General features: G+C 67.4%; 17 protein-coding genes. 8 read left to right on the top strand and 9 right to left on the bottom strand.

The annotated features are described in order from the left end of the window. Positions 1-85 precede the first annotated feature (85 nt). Both HWX39_RS33325 and HWX39_RS33320 read left to right on the top strand, forming a co-directional pair. Positions 86-847, top strand: a complete 762-nt coding sequence (locus HWX39_RS33325; protein WP_175971822.1) for a hypothetical protein — start codon at positions 86-88, stop codon at positions 845-847. Between the two features lie 313 nt (positions 848-1160). Continuing rightward, complete coding sequence (locus HWX39_RS33320; protein ID WP_059234078.1) at positions 1161-1526, top strand: hypothetical protein; 366 nt, start codon at positions 1161-1163, stop codon at positions 1524-1526. Positions 1527-1669: 143 nt separating this feature from the next. Here the strand turns inward: HWX39_RS33320 and HWX39_RS33315 are convergent, their stop codons facing one another. Beyond that, positions 1670-2149, bottom strand: a complete 480-nt coding sequence (locus tag HWX39_RS33315) for a DUF2501 domain-containing protein (protein ID WP_175971821.1) — start codon at positions 2147-2149, stop codon at positions 1670-1672. A gap of 284 nt (positions 2150-2433) precedes the next feature. Between HWX39_RS33315 and HWX39_RS33310 the strand changes: the two genes are divergently transcribed. Further along, complete coding sequence (locus HWX39_RS33310) at positions 2434-2982, top strand: hypothetical protein (RefSeq protein WP_175971820.1); 549 nt, start codon at positions 2434-2436, stop codon at positions 2980-2982. An 85-nt stretch (positions 2983-3067) separates the two neighbouring features. Next, positions 3068-3643 carry a polysaccharide deacetylase family protein gene (locus HWX39_RS33305; protein ID WP_175971819.1) on the top strand — a complete coding sequence of 192 codons (576 nt, stop codon included), beginning with the start codon at positions 3068-3070 and terminating at the stop codon, positions 3641-3643. 12 nt (positions 3644-3655) lie between these two features. On the opposite strand, the gene HWX39_RS33300 is transcribed toward HWX39_RS33305, so the two are convergent. Further along, positions 3656-4621, bottom strand: a complete 966-nt coding sequence (locus tag HWX39_RS33300) for a phosphotransferase (protein WP_244135143.1) — start codon at positions 4619-4621, stop codon at positions 3656-3658. A gap of 25 nt (positions 4622-4646) precedes the next feature. On the opposite strand from HWX39_RS33300, the gene HWX39_RS33295 reads away from it, so the two are divergent. Then, the gene (locus HWX39_RS33295) at positions 4647-5336 is read left to right on the top strand and encodes a CmcI family methyltransferase (RefSeq protein WP_175971817.1); all 690 of its coding nucleotides are present in this window, start codon (positions 4647-4649) and stop codon (positions 5334-5336) included. Here the strand turns inward: HWX39_RS33295 and HWX39_RS33290 are convergent. The 6 genes from HWX39_RS33290 to HWX39_RS33265 all read right to left on the bottom strand — a co-directional run bounded on the left by HWX39_RS33290 (position 5293) and on the right by HWX39_RS33265 (position 12026). After that, positions 5293-6501 (bottom strand): glycosyltransferase, encoded by a 1209-nt coding sequence (locus tag HWX39_RS33290; RefSeq protein WP_175971816.1) that lies wholly within the window; start codon positions 6499-6501, stop codon positions 5293-5295. The two genes, HWX39_RS33295 and HWX39_RS33290, sit on opposite strands and share 44 nt — an antisense overlap. A 7-nt stretch (positions 6502-6508) precedes the next feature. Next, positions 6509-7570 carry an asparagine synthase-related protein gene (locus tag HWX39_RS33285; RefSeq protein ID WP_175971815.1) on the bottom strand — a complete coding sequence of 354 codons (1062 nt, stop codon included), beginning with the start codon at positions 7568-7570 and terminating at the stop codon, positions 6509-6511. After that, on the bottom strand, positions 7567-8445 hold the full coding sequence (locus HWX39_RS33280; RefSeq protein ID WP_175971814.1) for a 4Fe-4S cluster-binding domain-containing protein: 879 nt from the start codon (positions 8443-8445) through the stop codon (positions 7567-7569). Before HWX39_RS33280 ends, HWX39_RS33285 begins: the two co-directional genes overlap by 4 nt. 1 nt (position 8446) lies before the next feature. Further along, positions 8447-9439: a phosphotransferase gene (locus HWX39_RS33275; RefSeq protein WP_175971813.1), complete on the bottom strand. Its 993-nt coding sequence runs from the start codon at positions 9437-9439 to the stop codon at positions 8447-8449. Beyond that, positions 9440-10189 carry an FkbM family methyltransferase gene (locus tag HWX39_RS33270; RefSeq protein ID WP_175971812.1) on the bottom strand — a complete coding sequence of 250 codons (750 nt, stop codon included), beginning with the start codon at positions 10187-10189 and terminating at the stop codon, positions 9440-9442. Positions 10190-10433: 244 nt separating this feature from the next. After that, the gene (locus HWX39_RS33265) at positions 10434-12026 is read right to left on the bottom strand and encodes an ABC-F family ATPase (RefSeq protein ID WP_175956236.1); all 1593 of its coding nucleotides are present in this window, start codon (positions 12024-12026) and stop codon (positions 10434-10436) included. A gap of 168 nt (positions 12027-12194) precedes the next feature. On the opposite strand from HWX39_RS33265, the gene HWX39_RS33260 reads away from it, so the two are divergent. Then, positions 12195-12653, top strand: a complete 459-nt coding sequence (locus HWX39_RS33260; RefSeq protein WP_175971811.1) for a lipocalin-like domain-containing protein — start codon at positions 12195-12197, stop codon at positions 12651-12653. Positions 12654-12659: 6 nt separating this feature from the next. On the opposite strand, the gene HWX39_RS33255 is transcribed toward HWX39_RS33260, so the two are convergent. Continuing rightward, positions 12660-14954, bottom strand: coding sequence for an AsmA family protein (locus HWX39_RS33255; protein WP_175971810.1), 2295 nt, complete (start codon positions 14952-14954; stop codon positions 12660-12662). Between the two features lie 152 nt (positions 14955-15106). Between HWX39_RS33255 and HWX39_RS33250 the strand changes: the two genes are divergently transcribed. After that, positions 15107-15808 carry an ATP-binding cassette domain-containing protein gene (locus HWX39_RS33250; RefSeq protein ID WP_175971809.1) on the top strand — a complete coding sequence of 234 codons (702 nt, stop codon included), beginning with the start codon at positions 15107-15109 and terminating at the stop codon, positions 15806-15808. Continuing rightward, positions 15805-16608 (top strand): iron export ABC transporter permease subunit FetB, encoded by an 804-nt coding sequence (fetB, locus tag HWX39_RS33245; protein WP_175971808.1) that lies wholly within the window; start codon positions 15805-15807, stop codon positions 16606-16608. Before HWX39_RS33250 ends, fetB begins: the two co-directional genes overlap by 4 nt. The last annotated feature ends 21 nt before the right edge of the window (positions 16609-16629 follow it).

Genomic DNA, 16629 nt, shown 5'->3' with positions numbered 1-16629 from the left:
TTTCAGTCCGCCGGTGTGACGATTGACAGCCATTGGAAAGGTCTTTAGCCTCGGCGCCTCATTCATCATAAGAAAGGAGAATGCCTTGAGCATCCTGACCAAAATCGAGGGCGGCTATCTTCAGGTACTGCGCGTGATCGTGCTGTTGTTCGCGACCGCAGTCCTGATCGGCGGGGTCATTTTCGGCGCGATCGCACTCGATGCACGCCTCTCGAAACCGCCGAAGGTCGATTCGGCCATCCAGGTCGATCCAGCATCGTTCGCGTGGGAGAACGACGCACCCGCCAAGGCCACGCCGGCCGCCGACGGCGCGGCAGCCAAGGACGACGACGCGTCGCCCGCGCTGCGCCTGTCGACGCGCCTGTCGGGCATCGTGCAGAAGCACGGCCGGGCGGCCCTGTCGCCAGACTACGCGGTCGATCGCGACGCGTACGAGCCGTCGTTCCAGCGCGTGCTCGGCGACGACGACCATCCGGACGTCGCGTACTACGAGCAGCAGATCGCGTATCTCGACAAGGTGCTGTCGCGCGCGGACGTCGCGGCCAGCGTCAAGAAGAAGGTCTCCGGGCACGGCGACGAATATGCGCGCGAGCAGGCTTACACCGACGTCGTGTCGGCGGTCATGCGCGACTTCTCCGAGCGCTACGATGCGCGCCGGACCGCGATCGACAACGAGAAGAAGGCCGCGGAAGAAACGGCTGCCGAGAATGGCCAGACCGCGCGCTACGCGGGCGTCGCCGCGCTCGTCGCACTGTATTCGTTCGTGTCGCTCGCGGTGCTGATCATCCTGATCCGCGTCGAGCGCAGCATCCGCTCGATCGCGCGCGCCACGCACCCGACGGCCTGATCCCGCTCATCCGCAGCCCGCGCGCCGGGCTGCGGCGGGCACGGCCACCGGCCCGCGGCGCGGCGCAAGCGGCCGGTTCCGGGCCGCTTCTTCCCGCGCGGTTCCTCATGCGTTCGCGCGCTTCCCGTTCCCGCTCCCCCCTCGCTCTGCCGTCGGCCACCCACGCCGGCGCAGCGTCCACTTCGCCACCGCTATGTCAGCATCCGCCCGGGTGCGCGGCCGGGCCCGCGTCGTGCTATGTTTTTATTATCGGCACCGGCCCATTGCAACCAACCGGCGCCGCCCGGAATCGACGAATTTCGTGAGCGCTGCCATGTCCGACGCACCCCATACCCTCGGCTCGCAAGACCGCCTGGAACTGCTTTGCTGGCTCACCTGCGGCAATCTCGGCGCGTTTTACCTCAACGAATCGTGGCCGGACGCCACGTTCCAGGTCCAGGCCGCGCACCGCTGGCTCGACCGCCATCACCGCCAGGCCGACTGGCTGGCCGTTGCCAAGCTCGCGGCGCTCGCGCAGGACATCGCGAAGCGGCATGCCGGGTTCGTGGATGCGTCGTGGGCGCGCGACGCGGTCGAGGAAATCGTCGATACCGACGATCTCGACTATCGGGCGAAACTCGTGCAATGGGTGTACGAAGACTGCTGCAAGGCGCTCGCCGACAAGCGGCTGGCCGATTGAGTCCATGCGTGCGGGCCGCGGCATCGCGCGGCCGCCCGTCCGTTCGTCGATGTGCACGTGGCAGTCGCGATCGCCGACTGGCGCGGAACACCTCGCACCGCACCTCGTGTTGCGCAACGCGCAACCGCCACGCGCCGAGACGCTTACAACAGCGACTTCGCCTGCGTCAGCACCTTGTCGCAGATCTGCTTGGTGACCTGCTGCTTCAGCCCACCGCCGCTCAGGTCGAGCTTGCCGCCGTTGCCGGCATCGAGAATCCCGCTTGCGCCGCTGGTATACCCGCTGTCGGACGACGCGTTGCCGCCGAGCTTGCCCATCAGCGCGTCCTTCACCGACGACGCGCCGCCGGACGCCCCGCCGAGATAATTGTTCTGGATGCAGAACTGCAGGATGCCCGCGACGTTGCCGGTGCTGCCCGGCATCAGCGATGCACCGCCCCCGCCCGTCAGCGCACCGCCGAGGCCACCGAGATTGCCGAGCGCACCGCCCGCGCTGCCGCCTGAATCGCCACCGCCGCCGACCTGCTTCAGGACATCGCCAAGCTGCGCATGCGCCACCGAAAACGGTGCGAGCAATCCGATCAGCGCGCCGGCAACGGTCGCGCGGTATAGACGTGCATTCATGTGAAGCCTCCCGGTTGTGACTGCATGAGTACCGCGAATCGAATCCAAGGATACTCAATCAACCCGTGCAATACAGCCTTCGAATGCGCGCTGAAACGTCAGGTATCGTGAGATCGCCGCAATTTGACAAAGCTTGACGGCGGGCCGTGCGCGGAAGGCCGGGGATTGCACCCAATCGCGATCGCCGCTCCGGATCGCCGGCGCGCGAAGCGTCATAGAATCGTCGTCGCCGGCCGTTCGGATCCTCCGGCCCGATCCCCATCCCGAACATGAAGGATGCTCGCGTGACGCCTGCCCATCGATTTCTGCTGATCGCCGGCGCATCGGCCGCGCTGCTTTGCGGCGCAGGCGCCGCTCGCGCGGCGGCGGCCACATCCGCCGCCGCATGCCCGTCGCCTTCGTTCGACCGCTATCCGGCACCGTCGGCAAGCGCGCCGCGCAAGCCGGTCACGGCGCCACGCCTGACCAGCAAGGAAGCCCGCCTCTACCGCACCGTCATTCGCGACGAATTCACGCAACCGGCCAATTTTGCCGGCCACTACCGGGTCGCGATCTGGGGTTGCGGAACGGATTGCCGGAATTTCGCGATCGTCGACAAATACACGGGCGCGACGTATACGATGCCCGGCGTGCAGGCCATTGCGGGCGTGATGGGCAACGACGAGGAGCGCGTCGATTTCCGGCCCGGCAGCAGGCTGCTGATCGTCGCGGGCTGCTTCAACGACGATTGCGACGACAGCAACACGAAGGCCGCCCGGTTCTTCTATGAGTGGACCGGCACGCAATTGCGCCGGATCGGCACCTGTCCGCTGGCGGTCGAGCCGCTCCACTAGCAGGCCAACGGATGCGCGAGCCGCCGCTCGCCACGACTTGCGCTATTGTTCCTCCGGTACACCTCGAAAGGCGCTCCCACCCGCGATGTCCATTCGCCTCAGTTTCGACGACGGCCCCGGCCCTTCGACGCTCCCCTTGCTCGACGTCCTGCGCGCCGCCTCCTGCCACGCGACCTTCTTCCTCCTCGGCCAGAATCTCGCAGGCGCGCTCGACGTCGCCGCGAGAATGGCGAGTGACGGCCATCCACTCGGCAATCACACCCATTCGCACGCGAAGCCCGGCGTGCTGGCGGACGACGCGCTGATCGACGAGATCGAGACGACTGATACGCTGATCCGCGAAGCCTATCGCCGCGCCGGTGTTCCGGCTCCGGACACGATCCCGCTACGCCTGCCTTATGGACTGGTGCCGCAGGACAACCGCGCCGGCGTGCTGACGCGGCTGCAGCGCGAACACACGGGCTGGACCGCGATACTGGACGACTGGCAGCGACCCGCGCCGTCGCCGCAGGCGCTATTCGACGCGATGTGCGCGCATGTCGACGCCAGCGCGGCACGGCAGCGCGACGTGCTGTTTTGCCTGCACGACGGATCGCGGCACGGCGAGGCGCGGCCCAACACGGTCGAAGCGGTGCGCCTGTTCCTGAATCGGTCGCGTTGACGCAGCGGCCGGCTAGCGTCCGGGCGTCGCACCATCCAGCAACTGCCACCAGCCGCCGAGAAACCCGATGCCGGGCCCCGGCGTCCACAGGCCGCGCTGCGCGGCTTCGAGATGGATCAGCGTCTGGTCCACGCAAAACAGGGCCATCAGCGCATCGCGGCGCTCATGCATCCAGTCCGGTGCGGCATCGGGACGCGTCGCGGCATAGGCTTGCAGGCCGGCCTCCCAGCGCTGCGCATCGAATACGAAGCGATCGTCCCTGCCCGCATCGCGCGACAGCGCGAACAGCGCAAAGGCCGCTTCGAGCCACTGCGCGCCCTGCCCGACATCGTCGAAATCGAGCACGCCGTTCACCGCGTGCCCGACGTACAGCAAGTTGCCCGCGTGATAATCGCCGTGCAGCCAGTGCGCCGCCCCTGTCAGCCAGCGCGCGGCAGCGTCGAGATGTGCACCGATCCGGCGAATCATCGTCTCGTAGTGGCCGCTCAAGTCACCCGGCAACGACGGAGCGGCACGCGCCGCTACGCGTGCGTGGCGTGCCGACAGCCAGGCCAGCGGCGCCGATTCGGTCGTGGGTATCGCCGCCATCGCCGCATGCAGGTGCGCAAGCGCACGCATCGCATCGATCGCGCCCGCCTCCGCATCGTCCGGCAGGCCGGGGCTGCCGTCGATATGCTCGAACAAATGCAGCCAGCGCCCGTCGGGCAGTTGCACACCGGATTGCCCATCCACGGTCGGCCGCAGGCGCGGCAGCACGGGCAGCCTCGGCGCCGTGCGCGGGTGGCCGAGGTGGCCGAGTATCGCCGCCTCGCGATGCACCTGTTCGGCCGCCTTGCCGGACCACGACACGCGCAGCACCGCGCGCCTCGCATCACACTCGACGAGATACGTTTTGTTAGTATGGCCCGACGCCAGCGCCTGCAGGTGCGCCGGCCCGATGTTCCAGCACCGGTGAAGCCACGGTTCCAGCGTTTTCACGTCACTCCTACTCGTTGCATTGACCATGTCAGAGCGTCCCTCGGCCCGCATGCGGGACATCAATATCGATTGGCTGACGCGCGCCGCCGAATTCGACCATCTGTTCCAGACGCGCTGGCTCGGCGAGCGCTTCTTCCATCTGCCCGGCGACATGCTCGCGCTCCAGGAACTGATCTGGCGCGCGCGTCCCGACTGCATCGTGCAGACCGGCATCGCGGCGGGCGGCGGCGTCGTGTTCTCCGCGTCGATGCTGGAACTGGCGGGCGGCAGCGGCCGCGTCGTCGCGATCGAACCGCGCCTGCGCGACGAAGTCAGGCAGCGCCTGCAATCGCACCGGCTCGCCCATCGCATGACACTGCTCGAAGGCGAATCGTGCGCGGCCGACACGCTCGCGTCGGTGCGCGCACAGATCGGCGACGGCGCGCGCGTGATGGCGATCCTCGATCTCACGCATACGCACGCGCACGTGCTGCGCGAACTCGAATGCTATGCGCCGCTCGTGACGCCCGGCAGCTATGCGATCGTGATGGACACCATCATGGAGTACCTGCCCGCGTCGATGTTCGACGGCAAGCCGTACGGCAAAGGCAATAACCCGGCCACCGCCGCGCATGAATTCCTCGCCCGCGACGACCGGTTCGAGGTCGACTACGACATCGAGGACCGCGTCCTCATGACGCTGTCGCCCGGCGGTTTCCTGAAGCGAGTGCGCTGATCAGGCGCGCCGCCTCGGCCGAACCGTCGCGCGCAGCATAGCTCGCGCGGACCCGCGCCGCCTGCTCGCGCAACGATCCGGGCCGCAACAGCCGTTCGAGCGCGTCGGTGATGTCCGCCACGCCGGCCTGCTGCAGATCCAGCACGCACCCCGCACCGGCCCGCTCGACGAAGTGCGCCGAATGGAACTGGTCGTTGCAGAACGGCGACAGCAGCATCGGCACGCCGCAGGCAAGCGACTCCATCACCGAATTCGCGCCGCCATGACTGACGAACGCGTGCGTGCGACGCAGCAGCGCCAGTTGCGGCACGTAACGCACCGCGACCACGCGCTCGTCGCCGGCCGGCAGCAGATCCGAATCGACCAGCTCGCCCACCGACAGCACCAGTTGCGCCGACGTCGCGCGCGTCGCGTCGATGACCTTCGCAAACACGTCGGGATGGTAGTAGAGCTGGCTGCCGAGCGACATGTAGACGAGCGGACGACCGGCATCGAGGCGCTCCCACGGAAACGGCGCCTCATCGCCGCGCGGGCCGGACGGCATTGCCGGGCCGACCAGCTCGACGCCGGGCGGCGGCGCACCGACCAGCGCGTCGGTCGTGAATGCGAGCGTCAGGTGCGGCGACAGGACGTCGCAACCGCGAAAACGCGCATCGAGCCCGTAGCGCGCGAACAGCCGCGTGCGCTCCGGCGCGAGCCATCGCACCGTGCGCAGCAGTTCCGAATCGAGATCGTCCGGCAGCACCGGATTCAGCGAATTCGACATCGAAACCCACGGCAGCCCTTCCAGCTCCGCGGCGATCGCCGCCGCATAGAGCAGCGGGTCGATCACGACCACGTCGGGCTGCCAGTCGCGCAGCACCGCGCGAATGCCGTCTACCTGCGCGGGTGCAAGATCGATCAGCAGCGTGCGGATCCAGTGCCGCAGCCAGTCCGCGTCGCGAATGTTCGCGGCAAAGCTCGCGCCGCGCGACAGGTCGTGGCGCTCGGGCGTCTCGCGCGGCCCGACGAACGCGAAGCCGCCCGCGCCGTCGAGCTGGGCGCTGATATCGGCCGGCGCGTAGAACGCGACGTCGCAACCGGCGGCGCGCAGATGCTGGGCCGGGCCGATGCACGGATTGACGTGCCCTTTCTCGGGCACCACGCAGAACAGGATGCGTTTCATGAACGACTCAGGTTGGGCGATGCACGGCATCGCGTGGGTCGAAATGATCGAGGATCAGCGACAGCGTCGTCCACAGCACGCGTTCGTTGTCCGTCTGCAGCGCAGGTGCGGCCAGACCCAGTTTGTCGGCCAGCGCGTGCGTGCGGTCGCGATCGAGCAGCGCCGCGAGGTCCATCGCCGGGGCGAGCCGCCCACGCTTGGGGCCATGCACGAGCCGGTCCGGCAAATTCAGGCGCGCACCGAGATCGCGCAGGCATTGCTTGTCCGGATCGGGCGCGATGCTCGTCAAATGCGCGACGACGGCATCGTCGACGAACGGCGGATGCAGCTCGACCGACGCCGCGTCGAACAGCGCATGGCACAGCGGCAGGTAGTTGGCCGACCGGTCGCGACGCAGCACCTGGTCCGCGCCGTCGCCGGTAATGGCCACCTCGACGCCGTCCGCGGCCATCGCCTCGGCGAGCAACAGCTTCGCGACCGGATGCAGGTTGAACATCGGCTCCTCGACCGCATGCGTCGTTCTCGGCAGCGCCGCGACGAAATCGGCCTCGTTCGCGCGCACGATCTTCACGTTCGCCTGCATCTGCTCGGCAAGTTCGAGTGCGGCATCGCGTTCGCAATAGTCCGGCATGTCGGTCACGAGCACGTAGGACGTCACGTGCCGCTGCGCACCGAGTTCGCGCAGCAACGCGAGCAGCAGCGCCGAATCGAGCCCGCCGCTCAACGCCAGCGCGGCACGCTTGCCGCTGTCGAGCGCGCGCTGCAGCGATGCGCGCAGCACGGTTTCCAGATCGGCTTGCCGCGGCCGCTCGGGCGCCGGCTGCACGGTCAGCCCTTGCGGTGAGCGGACCAGCGCATGGCCGGGCGGCACCGCGCGCACGTCGCGCAGCACGGTGCGGCCGATCGGCCGATCGCCGCTCAGGTAGCCGGCGATGGCCGCCACGTCCGGCTCGCCGGCCGGTTGCCCCGCTGCGTGCAGGACGGCCCGGATGCCGGACGCCGTCGCACCGCTGCGTGGATGGTAGTGAAGCCGGTCGAAGCCGAACAGGTCGCGCGTGCCGACGATCATGGATAACGAGCCTTCAAGGCGTGTACTTCAATGCGTTTGAGGATGCGGTGCGGCGCCACCGGCGCGCTGCCGCCCTGGCAATGCAGGCACGCTTCGAGCGGCGCCTCGCGTTGCAGATAGGCGAGCATCGCGTCGAGCATGCCGGCGTCGTCGCGCAGCGGCAGGCCGTCGGCTTGAAAATCCTTCTCGCCCTTGTAGAGCGTATGGAAATGCGCCGGACGCGTGCATGTGTAGAACATGCCGTCGCGAATCATGTGGCAGCGCTCGCGTATCCAGCAATCGTGATAAAGGCGCTGCGCGGCGTCGCGATCGGTGCCGGGCTCCGCGCGGTTCATCGTCGTGAACACATCCTGCACCTTCCAGTTCAGGCGCACGTCGAAGCGCGCGGCCTGGCGCTCGATGTGCGCGACCAGGTCGGGCGACAGCGCCGGCTTCGGATAGCGCGAGATCGTCAGCGCATCCACCGCCTGCCAGAACGCGTCCGTCATCTCGCCGAGCTTCAGGCCGTTCGTCGTGACGGAGATCACCGGCGCGATGCCCGTGGCACGCACCCGCTGGACAAGTTCGACGAGCGCCGGATGCAGCAGCGGCTCGCCGCCGACCAGCTTGAACAGGCGCGGGCGCAGCACCTTCGCCGCCTTGCGCAGATCGGCCTCGAGCGATTCGGGGCGCGCGTACCACTCGGGCAGCAACGGCGACAGCGAGCAGCATTCCGCGCAGGTCAGGTTGCAGTGATCGACGACATGCGCTTCCAGCGAGCGCGTCAGCACGCGCCCGTCTTCGACGCGGTAATCGCGATCCAGCGGCGGCGGAAACACATGCTGCCGCTCGGCCGGCGGCGTCGGATTCGACATCCGGTTCAGATTCGCATTCACTTCAGCGTCCTGTTTCCACACAACGGGAAAAGAAATCGACCAGATGGTCGCGCGCATCCACCATCGCGGACGCCATCGTCACCGCGCCGTTCAGATGCGATGCAAAGCGCGACGGATCGTCGAGCCAGCCTTGCACGATCCAGAGCTTGAGCGCGTGCTGCAGACACGCGGCATCGACCGCCCATGCGATACGTGCGGGATCCACCGGCCGGGTCCGCCGGTATGCCAGCACGAACGCTGCCGCCAGATGCGGCGCCTCCAGCGGCAGATGGTTCAGGCAACGCACCAGTTCGTATTCGCGCGGTGCGCCGATCGACGCTTCCCAGTCGAGAATGAGCGGTGGCAGGGTGCCGGTGAACAGATAGTTGAACTGGTTGTAGTCGTTGTGGATCGGGCATTGCGGATCGCCGGCGGGAAACGCGTCGATGCTGCCCGGATAGTAGCGCTCGAGCAGGCGCAGCGCGAGATCGACGTAGCGGCGCAGGTTCTCCGCGCCGTCGTTCGAGCGGCCGCGATCCAGCGCGTCGAGCAGGCTGCTGCGCACCGCGTCCGCGTCGATCGCGGTCAGCCGTGCGCGGATCGTGTCGACCTGCGGTAGATGAAGCTGCTCGAGGCTCAGATGCAACGCCGCCAGACTCTCGCCGAGCGCATCCCATTCGGCCGGTGAAAACGTGTCGTAGGTTCTGCACTGCCCGGTTTCCCAACGCGTCAGCATCGCGTGGGCAGTCGACCCCGTCCAGAGCGGTGCGCCGGCTGCCGTGCGTTTCAGCGCCTGCACATGGAAACGCGCATCGCCGTGCGTCTCGAAGTGCGCAAGGACGGCCGCTTCCTTGGCCGCACGCGCATGGTGTTCGGACGCGTAGAGCTTGACCGCTACGCCGCCGTCATCGGTCGGCAGGCGCCACACGCGTTCGCCGACCTGGCGCGGCTGCCCGCTTCGGCCCAATGCATAGGCCTCGCGGATCTCGTCGAAGGTCGCGGCGAGCGGGCCCATTCAGATGTGCTCGGCCGGCCCGTATCGATACGGATGGCCGCTCAGGAACGTGTTGTGCCCGACATAGCGCACCTTGTACATCGCCGGGCGGAACAGCACCGACGAAGCGTTGTTCGCGATGCCGAGCAGCGGATACAGGTCCTGCCGCACGAAGAACGCGTTGTTGCCCATGTCGTCGCAGCAGACGAGTTCATAGCCCTTCTGCCTGCCGAGATGGACGAGCGATTCGAGGCTCGCGCCGTAGTACGTCGAACCGTCCCATTCGTGGTCCGGGTTGAAGCACATGACCCAACGCTCGGGCGGTGTGTAGTACGGGTTGTATTCGATCACGACGATGCGCGGCTGGAATGCCTGCAGGCCGCGCCAGACCCAGTAGTCGTTGCCGTCGATGTCGATCGACAGCAGGTCGAAGTCGGTTGGCGTGTTCGCATCGGCGAGCAACGTGTCGATCGTGTCGGGCTGAACGCGGTCATGGTGCAAGCGGACGCGATCCGCGCCCGCGTAGTGGGCCGCCAGCTTGCCGAAACGGTATGCGCTGCCTTCCACCAGCACGCCGGACCAATCCTGTTCGCGAAGCAACCGCGCGGTGTTGCTGTTGCGCAGGCCGTCGCTTGCACCGATATCGACGCAGAAGCGGTGGGTCGGCGCGATCCGCTCCATCAGGCGCGACAGGATGCCTTCCTCGGTGCCCTGCGCGTACAGGCTTTGCGCAAGGCCGGACAGGTCGAGCGGGAGAGGATGGTCCTGCATCGAGGGGGCGGCTCCGGGTCGGAATTGAGATAAGTATTCGGAGCGTAATTTACCCGAAGTCGATCGAGGGAAGGAAACGAGAATGCGGAAGACTGCCGTGCTGCACCGGCATGGAAATGAAAAAGCCCGCATCGACAATGCGGTCGATGCGGGCCCGATGCGTTTGCGGCGGCTTCGCGCTGCTAGGCGCGCCGGCTTCGTACTGCTGCCTGGCCGCGACACATGAACGGAAGCGTCAGGGCAATTATTCCTGCCCCTGGCTCGTCAGGAACTCCTCGTAATTGCCGCCGAAGTCGAACAGCGTGCCGTCCGTGCGCACTTCGATGATCCGGTTCGCCAGCCCGCTCACGAACTCACGGTCGTGCGACACGAAGATCAGCGTGCCTTCGAACTGCTCGAGCGCAATCTGCAGCGACTCGATGGATTCCATGTCCATGTGGTTGGTCGGCTCGTCCATCAGCAGCACGTTGTGGCGGCCGAGCATCAGCTTGCCCCAGATCATGCGGCCCTTCTCGCCGCCCGACAGCACCTTCACCGACTTCTTGATGTCGTCCGACGAGAACAGCAGGCGGCCCAGCGTGCCGCGCACCATCGTTTCGTCGTCGCCGTCCTTGCGGTACTGGTCGATCCAGTCCATCAGCGTGATGTCGTTCGGGAACTCCTCGTACGTGTCCTGCGGCATGTAGCCGACATTCGCGTTCTCCGACCACTTCACCGTGCCGTGATCAAGCTCGAGCGCGCCGAGCAGCGAACGCAGCAGCGTCGTCTTGCCCGCGCCGTTCTCGCCGATGATCGCAATCCGCTCGCCCGGCTGCACCGACAGGTTGAAGTTCTGGAAGATCGTGCGCTCGTACTTCTTCGTGATCTCTTCAGCCACCACCGCGACGTTGTGCAGCTTCTTCTCGAACTCGAAACGAATGAACGGGTTCTGGCGCGACGACGGCTTGAATTCCTCGATCTTGATCTTGTCGATCTGCTTCGCGCGGCTCGTCGCCTGGCGGGCCTTCGACTTGTTTGCCGAGAAGCGGCGCACGAAGTCCTGCAGCTCGGCCACGCGCTCCTTCGCACGTGCGTTCGCCGCGGCCTGGCGCTCGCGCGCCTGTGCCGATGCGAGCATGTAGTCGTCGTAGTTGCCCGGCCAGACCTTCAGCGTGCCGAAGTCCATGTCGGCCATGTGCGTGCACACCGAGTTCAGGAAGTGACGATCGTGCGAGATGATGATCATCGTCGAGTTGTACTCGTTGAGCGTGTGCTCGAGCCAACGGATCGAGTTGATGTCGAGGTTGTTGGTCGGTTCGTCGAGCAGCAGCACGTCCGGCTTCGAGAACAGCGCCTGTGCGAGCAGCACCCGCAGCTTCCAGCCCGGCGCGACGTCGGCCATCGTGCCGTTGTGGAACTTCTCCTCGATGCCGATGCCGAGCAGCAGCGCGCCCGCGCGCGCCTCGGCGTCGTAGCCGCCGTATTCGGCGAACTTGCCTTCGAGCTCGGCGGCATGCATGTAGTCGTCGTCGGTGGCTTCCGGGTTCGCGTAGATCGCGTCACGCTCGGTCATGGCGGCCCACATCTCGGTGTGGCCCATCATCACGACGTCGAGCACGCGCACGTCTTCGTACGCGAACTGGTCCTGGCGCAGCTTGCCCAGGCGGACGTTCGGCTCCAGCGCGACGTTGCCGGCGCTCGGCTCGAGGTCGCCGCCGAGGATCTTCATGAAGGTCGACTTGCCGCAGCCGTTTGCGCCGATCAGACCATAGCGGTTGCCCTCGCCGAATTTGACCGAGATGTTCTCGAACAAGGGCTTCGGCCCGAATTGCATCGTGATGTTGGCAGTAGAAAGCACGGCAGGTCCCGAAAGGATAAATCGACGGAAAACCGTGTATTTTAGCAGGTGTCGGAGAAACTGCCGACCACGCCGTTCCGGCAGCGTATTTCAAGCCCCCTGGCCCGGCGCCCGGCAGCCCGCCAACACGGCGGCACGCGCCCCACCGCCGCCTTACCGGAATCCCGCATGCTTGCCAGCCAGCTTCGCGAACAACTCGTCGGCGCGTGGCGCCTCGTGTCCTACGAAATCCGCCCGCGCGACGGCAGCGCGGTCACCTACCCGCTCGGCCGCGACGCGCGCGGCTGGATCCTCTACACGCCTGACGGCTACATGTCTGCCCAACTGATGGCCGCCGGCCGGCCGCCCTACGCGGACGGCGACCTGCAGGGCGGCACCGCCGACGAACGCGCGGCGGCGGCCGGCGGCTACATCGCCTATTCCGGCCCCTTTCACGTCGCCGACGACGGCACGCTGACCCACGAAATGGACGTCAGCCTGTTCCCGAACTGGATCGGCAACGTCCAGCCGCGCGCGGTCAGGCTCGACGGCGGCGGCGATCGCCTGCAGCTCGGCACCGCCGCCCCGGTACGGATCGACGGCCGGGAAGTCGATGCCGTGCTGCTCTGGGTGCGCGCGGGCCGCTGACGCCCGTCACTTGCCGGCCTTCGCGGCCGCCCGCTGCGCCGCCTTCGCATTCATCTGACCGAACAGTTCCGAGCAAGGCACATCCCTGTTGTTGCTCGGTGCGATCAGCGGAATCAGGGCCGCGAACGGGTTGATCAGCCCGAGGCCGACCATCGCACCGGCACGCAACGCGAGCGCGCCGGCATCGACGCCGACGTCCGGGTTCTTGAACGTACCCTTCGCGTACAGCGGCGAGCGCAGCGAGAAGATCCGGAACCCCTTCGTGTGCGGGTGGATCTTCAGGTTCAACGTTTCGTCGCGCAGGCTGATCGGGCCGTCGACGTTGATCAGCGCGTCGTCCGTATCGAGCGCGAACACCTTAGGGTCGAGGATGCCGTTGGTCGCGACGAAGTCGATCGCTGCGCAGTTGATCTTCACGTCGTTGTTGCCGAACAGCTTCTCGTAGACGACGTTCGCGACGTTCAGCCCCGCCGCTTCCATCAGCAGGCGGCTGATACGGCCGTCCGTCACGAGCGCCTTCACCTCGCCGGTCGACGTCGCGGCCAGCGCGGCCGGCGAATTGCCGGTCGCCGATAGCGACGCATCGCCGTTGATCTCGCCGAGCGCCGACTGCATGACCTTCTGCGCCGGGAACAGTTGCTTGAGCTTCAGATGCCGCGCGGCCACCGTGAAGCGGCCCTTCAGCGGCGCACCGCTGCCGTCCAGATGCGCGGTCGTTGCGAGCGTGCCGCCCGCGACGCCGAACTGCAGCGGCTCGAGCGACAGCACCCCGTCCGTCATCACGATGTGCGTGTACAGGTTGGTGATCGGCAGGTCCGAACTCTTGACCAGCTTGCGGCCCGTGAACTTGACGTCCGCGTCGAGTGCGCGCCAGCGGTCGGTGCGGAAGGTTTCAACCGGCAGCACGCGGCTCGACGGCTGTTTCGTCGTGTCGCCGCGCCTGGCCTTGCTCGCGGCCGTATCCGCGCCGATCACCGGAGCGAGATCGGAGAACTGCAGCAGGTTCGACACGAGCTCGCCCGACAGCTTCGGGCGCGGTTCGCGCTGCTCGTAGACCAGCGTGCCGCCGAGATCGCTGCCGCCGACGCGGCCGTTGAAATTCTCGTAGCGGAACGTGCTGGCCTTCCGCTTGAAGTTGCCGATCAGCCGACCTTCGGTCGCGTAAGGCGGCGTATCGGGCAGCGTGATGCCGCTGAGCTGATAGAGATGCGACATCGACGTGCCCTGCAGCCACAGCCGCAGGTCGATGGCCGCGAGATGCATCGGATCGGTCAGCGTGCCGACGATCGCGAGTCGCGTGTCGCCGGCCTTCACGTCGGCCTGCAGCGGGAACGGCCGCGACGCGTCCTGGATCGCGAGCACGCCGCCCAGCTTGCCGGTACCGCTGATCGGCACGTTCTTGTAGCGGCCGTCGACCTTCAGCCCGAACGCATAGGTCGGGCCGGACGGCTTCGCGGGCGCCGCGACGCCGCTTGCACTGGATGCGGCGGCGGCGGCAGCCGCCGATGCCGAAGAGGTGGCCGAAGAAGACGAAGCCGCCGCCACGGCAGACGCGGCCGACGCGCCCGTTGCCGACGCCGCACTCGCAGCCTGCGCGGCGGAAGCGCTCGACGCGGCCTCCGCATTGGCCTTCGCGCTCAGTTGCGCGGCGCCGTGCTTGCCGACACGCTGCGCCGATGCCGCGCGCGAGGTCTGCTCCTGCTCCTTCAGCACGTCGCCGAGCGGAATCGGCTGCCCGAGCGTATCGATCGCGACGGTCAGGTCGGCCTTCGTGATCGCGTCGCGATACGTGACGGTACCCGTCGCGAAGCCGAAGCTGTCGAGCCGCACTTTCCACGGCGACGGCTGCGACGATTGCTTGAACTGGAAGGTCCACGTGTTACGGCCGTCGGCAAGGCGCTCGAGGTCGACGGCCGGATTCACGACGTCGATCGACGGGATCACGATTTCATGCGCGAGCAGCGGCAGGATCGCGAGATCGAAGTGCGCGGCGTCGAGCGTGACGAACTTGGGCGACTTCGCCCAGTCGGGGTTGCCGATCTCGAGCTGGGTGGCCGTAAAGCTCGGCCAGGGCACCCACGCGCGCCAGCCGGTTTCGCCGTCGGGGCGGCGCCAGCCGATCTTCAGGTCGCCGTTGATCGCGAATGGGCGGCCGAGTGCGGCTGTGACCTGTTCGTTGACCCACGGTTTCGCGCGGTTCCAGTCGAAGGCGAAGAGAAAGACGCCGGCCGCCGCGATGAGCACCGCGACGATACCGACGATCCATGCAGCCGATTTGCCGATGGCTCGGGTTAGCGTCATGGCGGTTCCGTAGTTGTTCTGAAATGATGCCGCGCCATGCCGGGCCGCTTGCGTGGACGAACGGCGCACGACACCCGCGGCTTTTCAATCGGTATTATGACGCACGCCGTAGTGACGTTTCGGCGCCATTAACGCTTTTTTTCATTTGTGACATGACAGCCCCCACCGGCCTCATCGATGCACAGCGCATCACGCGACGCGATGCCAGCAGCGGCAAGACCCTGCTCGCCCCGACCGATTTCAGCCTCGCCGCGGGATCGCGCATTGCTATCACCGGGCCGTCCGGGTCGGGCAAGAGCGTGCTGCTGCGCGCGCTCGCGCTGCTCGATCCGCTCGACGGCGGCCACATCCTGTGGCGCGGCAAACCGATCCGGCGCAATGCGATCCCGCGTTACCGTCGCAGCGTCGCCTATGTACGCCAGCGTCCCGCGCAGATGGACGGCACCGTCGAATCGCAGTTGCGCTATCCGTATTCGCTCGCGATCTATCGCGACGTTGCGTTCGATCGCGCGCGGGCCGAAGCGCTCGCCGCGCAGGCCGGCCGCGGCCCCGACTTTCTCGACAAGCGCGCGAGCGACCTGTCGGGCGGCGAAGCGCAGATCGCCGCGCTGCTGCGCGTGCTGCAGCTCGATCCCGACGTGCTGCTGCTCGACGAACCGACGTCCGCGCTCGACCCCGAGTCGGCGCGCGCGATCGAGGCGCTCGTCGGCGCATGGTTCGACGCGGCGCCCGGCGCCCGCGCGTACATGTGGATCTCGCACGATCCGGCCCAGGCCGCGCGGATCGGCACGAGGCGGCTCGTGATGCAGGCCGGCGTGATGCAGGTCGCCAACCCGACGGAGGCCACGCAATGAGCCCCGCACTGCAGGACCTGAGCCTCGTCGACGTCGGCATCGCCGCCGCGCTCGTCGCGGTCAACGGCGCGATCTCGATGGCCCTGTCGCTCGGCCTCGGCCGCAAGCTCGCGCTCGCGGCCGTGCGCACCGTCGTGCAGTTGCTCGCGATCGGCTACGTGCTCGGCTGGGTGTTCGGTCATCCTCACTGGACCGTCGTGCTGCCGCTCACCGCGCTGATGACGCTGATCGCCGGGTTCGCCGGCGCGGGGCGCGGCAAGCGCACGTATCGCGGCCAGCGCATCGACAGCATCGCGTCGATCTGGTTCAGCAGCTGGTTCGTCGCGGCGGTCGGCCTGTTCGTCGTGATCCGCATCCATCCGTGGTACGCACCGCAATACGCGATTCCGATCCTCGGGATGATTCTCGGCAATACGCTCACGGGCGTGTCGCTCGGCGTCGAGCGGATGATGGAAGAGCTCACGGCGCGCCGCGATCGCGTCGAAACCGCACTCGCGCTCGGCGCGACGCGCTGGGAAGCCGCGCAGGACGCTGCGCGCCAGGCCGTGCGCGCCGGTATGCTGCCGACGCTGAACCAGATGGCCGTCGTTGGCGTCGTGAGCCTGCCGGGGATGATGACGGGCCAGGTGCTGGCCGGCCAGTCGCCGCTGCAGGCCGTGCGCTACCAGATCGTGATCATGTTCCTGATCGCCGCGGCCTCGGCGCTCGGCACGGTCGGCGCGGTGCTGATGACCTATCGCCGACTGTTCTCGGCCGATCACCGCTTTCTCGCGGCGCGGCTCGAAGAACGCGCGCACTGACACGCGGCGCCAACGCGCGAT

The sequence above is a fragment of the Burkholderia sp. BCC0322 genome (assembly GCF_902833045.1).
In the GTDB taxonomy this organism is placed as follows: Bacteria; Pseudomonadota; Gammaproteobacteria; order Burkholderiales; family Burkholderiaceae; genus Burkholderia.
Note: the sequence above shows the minus strand (reverse complement) of the source record. Positions and strands in the feature narration are given on the sequence as shown.

Coding starts and splice junctions, on each gene's coding strand:
- HWX39_RS33320 (WP_059234078.1), top strand. CDS start 1,161: ATGTCCGACGCACCCCATACCCTCGGCTCGCAAGACCGCCTGGAACTG.
- HWX39_RS33315 (WP_175971821.1), bottom strand. CDS start 2,149: ATGAATGCACGTCTATACCGCGCGACCGTTGCCGGCGCGCTGATCGGA.
- HWX39_RS33305 (WP_175971819.1), top strand. CDS start 3,068: ATGTCCATTCGCCTCAGTTTCGACGACGGCCCCGGCCCTTCGACGCTC.
- HWX39_RS33295 (WP_175971817.1), top strand. CDS start 4,647: ATGTCAGAGCGTCCCTCGGCCCGCATGCGGGACATCAATATCGATTGG.
- HWX39_RS33290 (WP_175971816.1), bottom strand. CDS start 6,501: ATGAAACGCATCCTGTTCTGCGTGGTGCCCGAGAAAGGGCACGTCAAT.
- HWX39_RS33285 (WP_175971815.1), bottom strand. CDS start 7,570: ATGATCGTCGGCACGCGCGACCTGTTCGGCTTCGACCGGCTTCACTAC.
- HWX39_RS33275 (WP_175971813.1), bottom strand. CDS start 9,439: ATGGGCCCGCTCGCCGCGACCTTCGACGAGATCCGCGAGGCCTATGCA.
- HWX39_RS33270 (WP_175971812.1), bottom strand. CDS start 10,189: ATGCAGGACCATCCTCTCCCGCTCGACCTGTCCGGCCTTGCGCAAAGC.
- HWX39_RS33260 (WP_175971811.1), top strand. CDS start 12,195: ATGCTTGCCAGCCAGCTTCGCGAACAACTCGTCGGCGCGTGGCGCCTC.
- HWX39_RS33255 (WP_175971810.1), bottom strand. CDS start 14,954: ATGACGCTAACCCGAGCCATCGGCAAATCGGCTGCATGGATCGTCGGT.
- HWX39_RS33250 (WP_175971809.1), top strand. CDS start 15,107: ATGACAGCCCCCACCGGCCTCATCGATGCACAGCGCATCACGCGACGC.
- fetB (WP_175971808.1), top strand. CDS start 15,805: ATGAGCCCCGCACTGCAGGACCTGAGCCTCGTCGACGTCGGCATCGCC.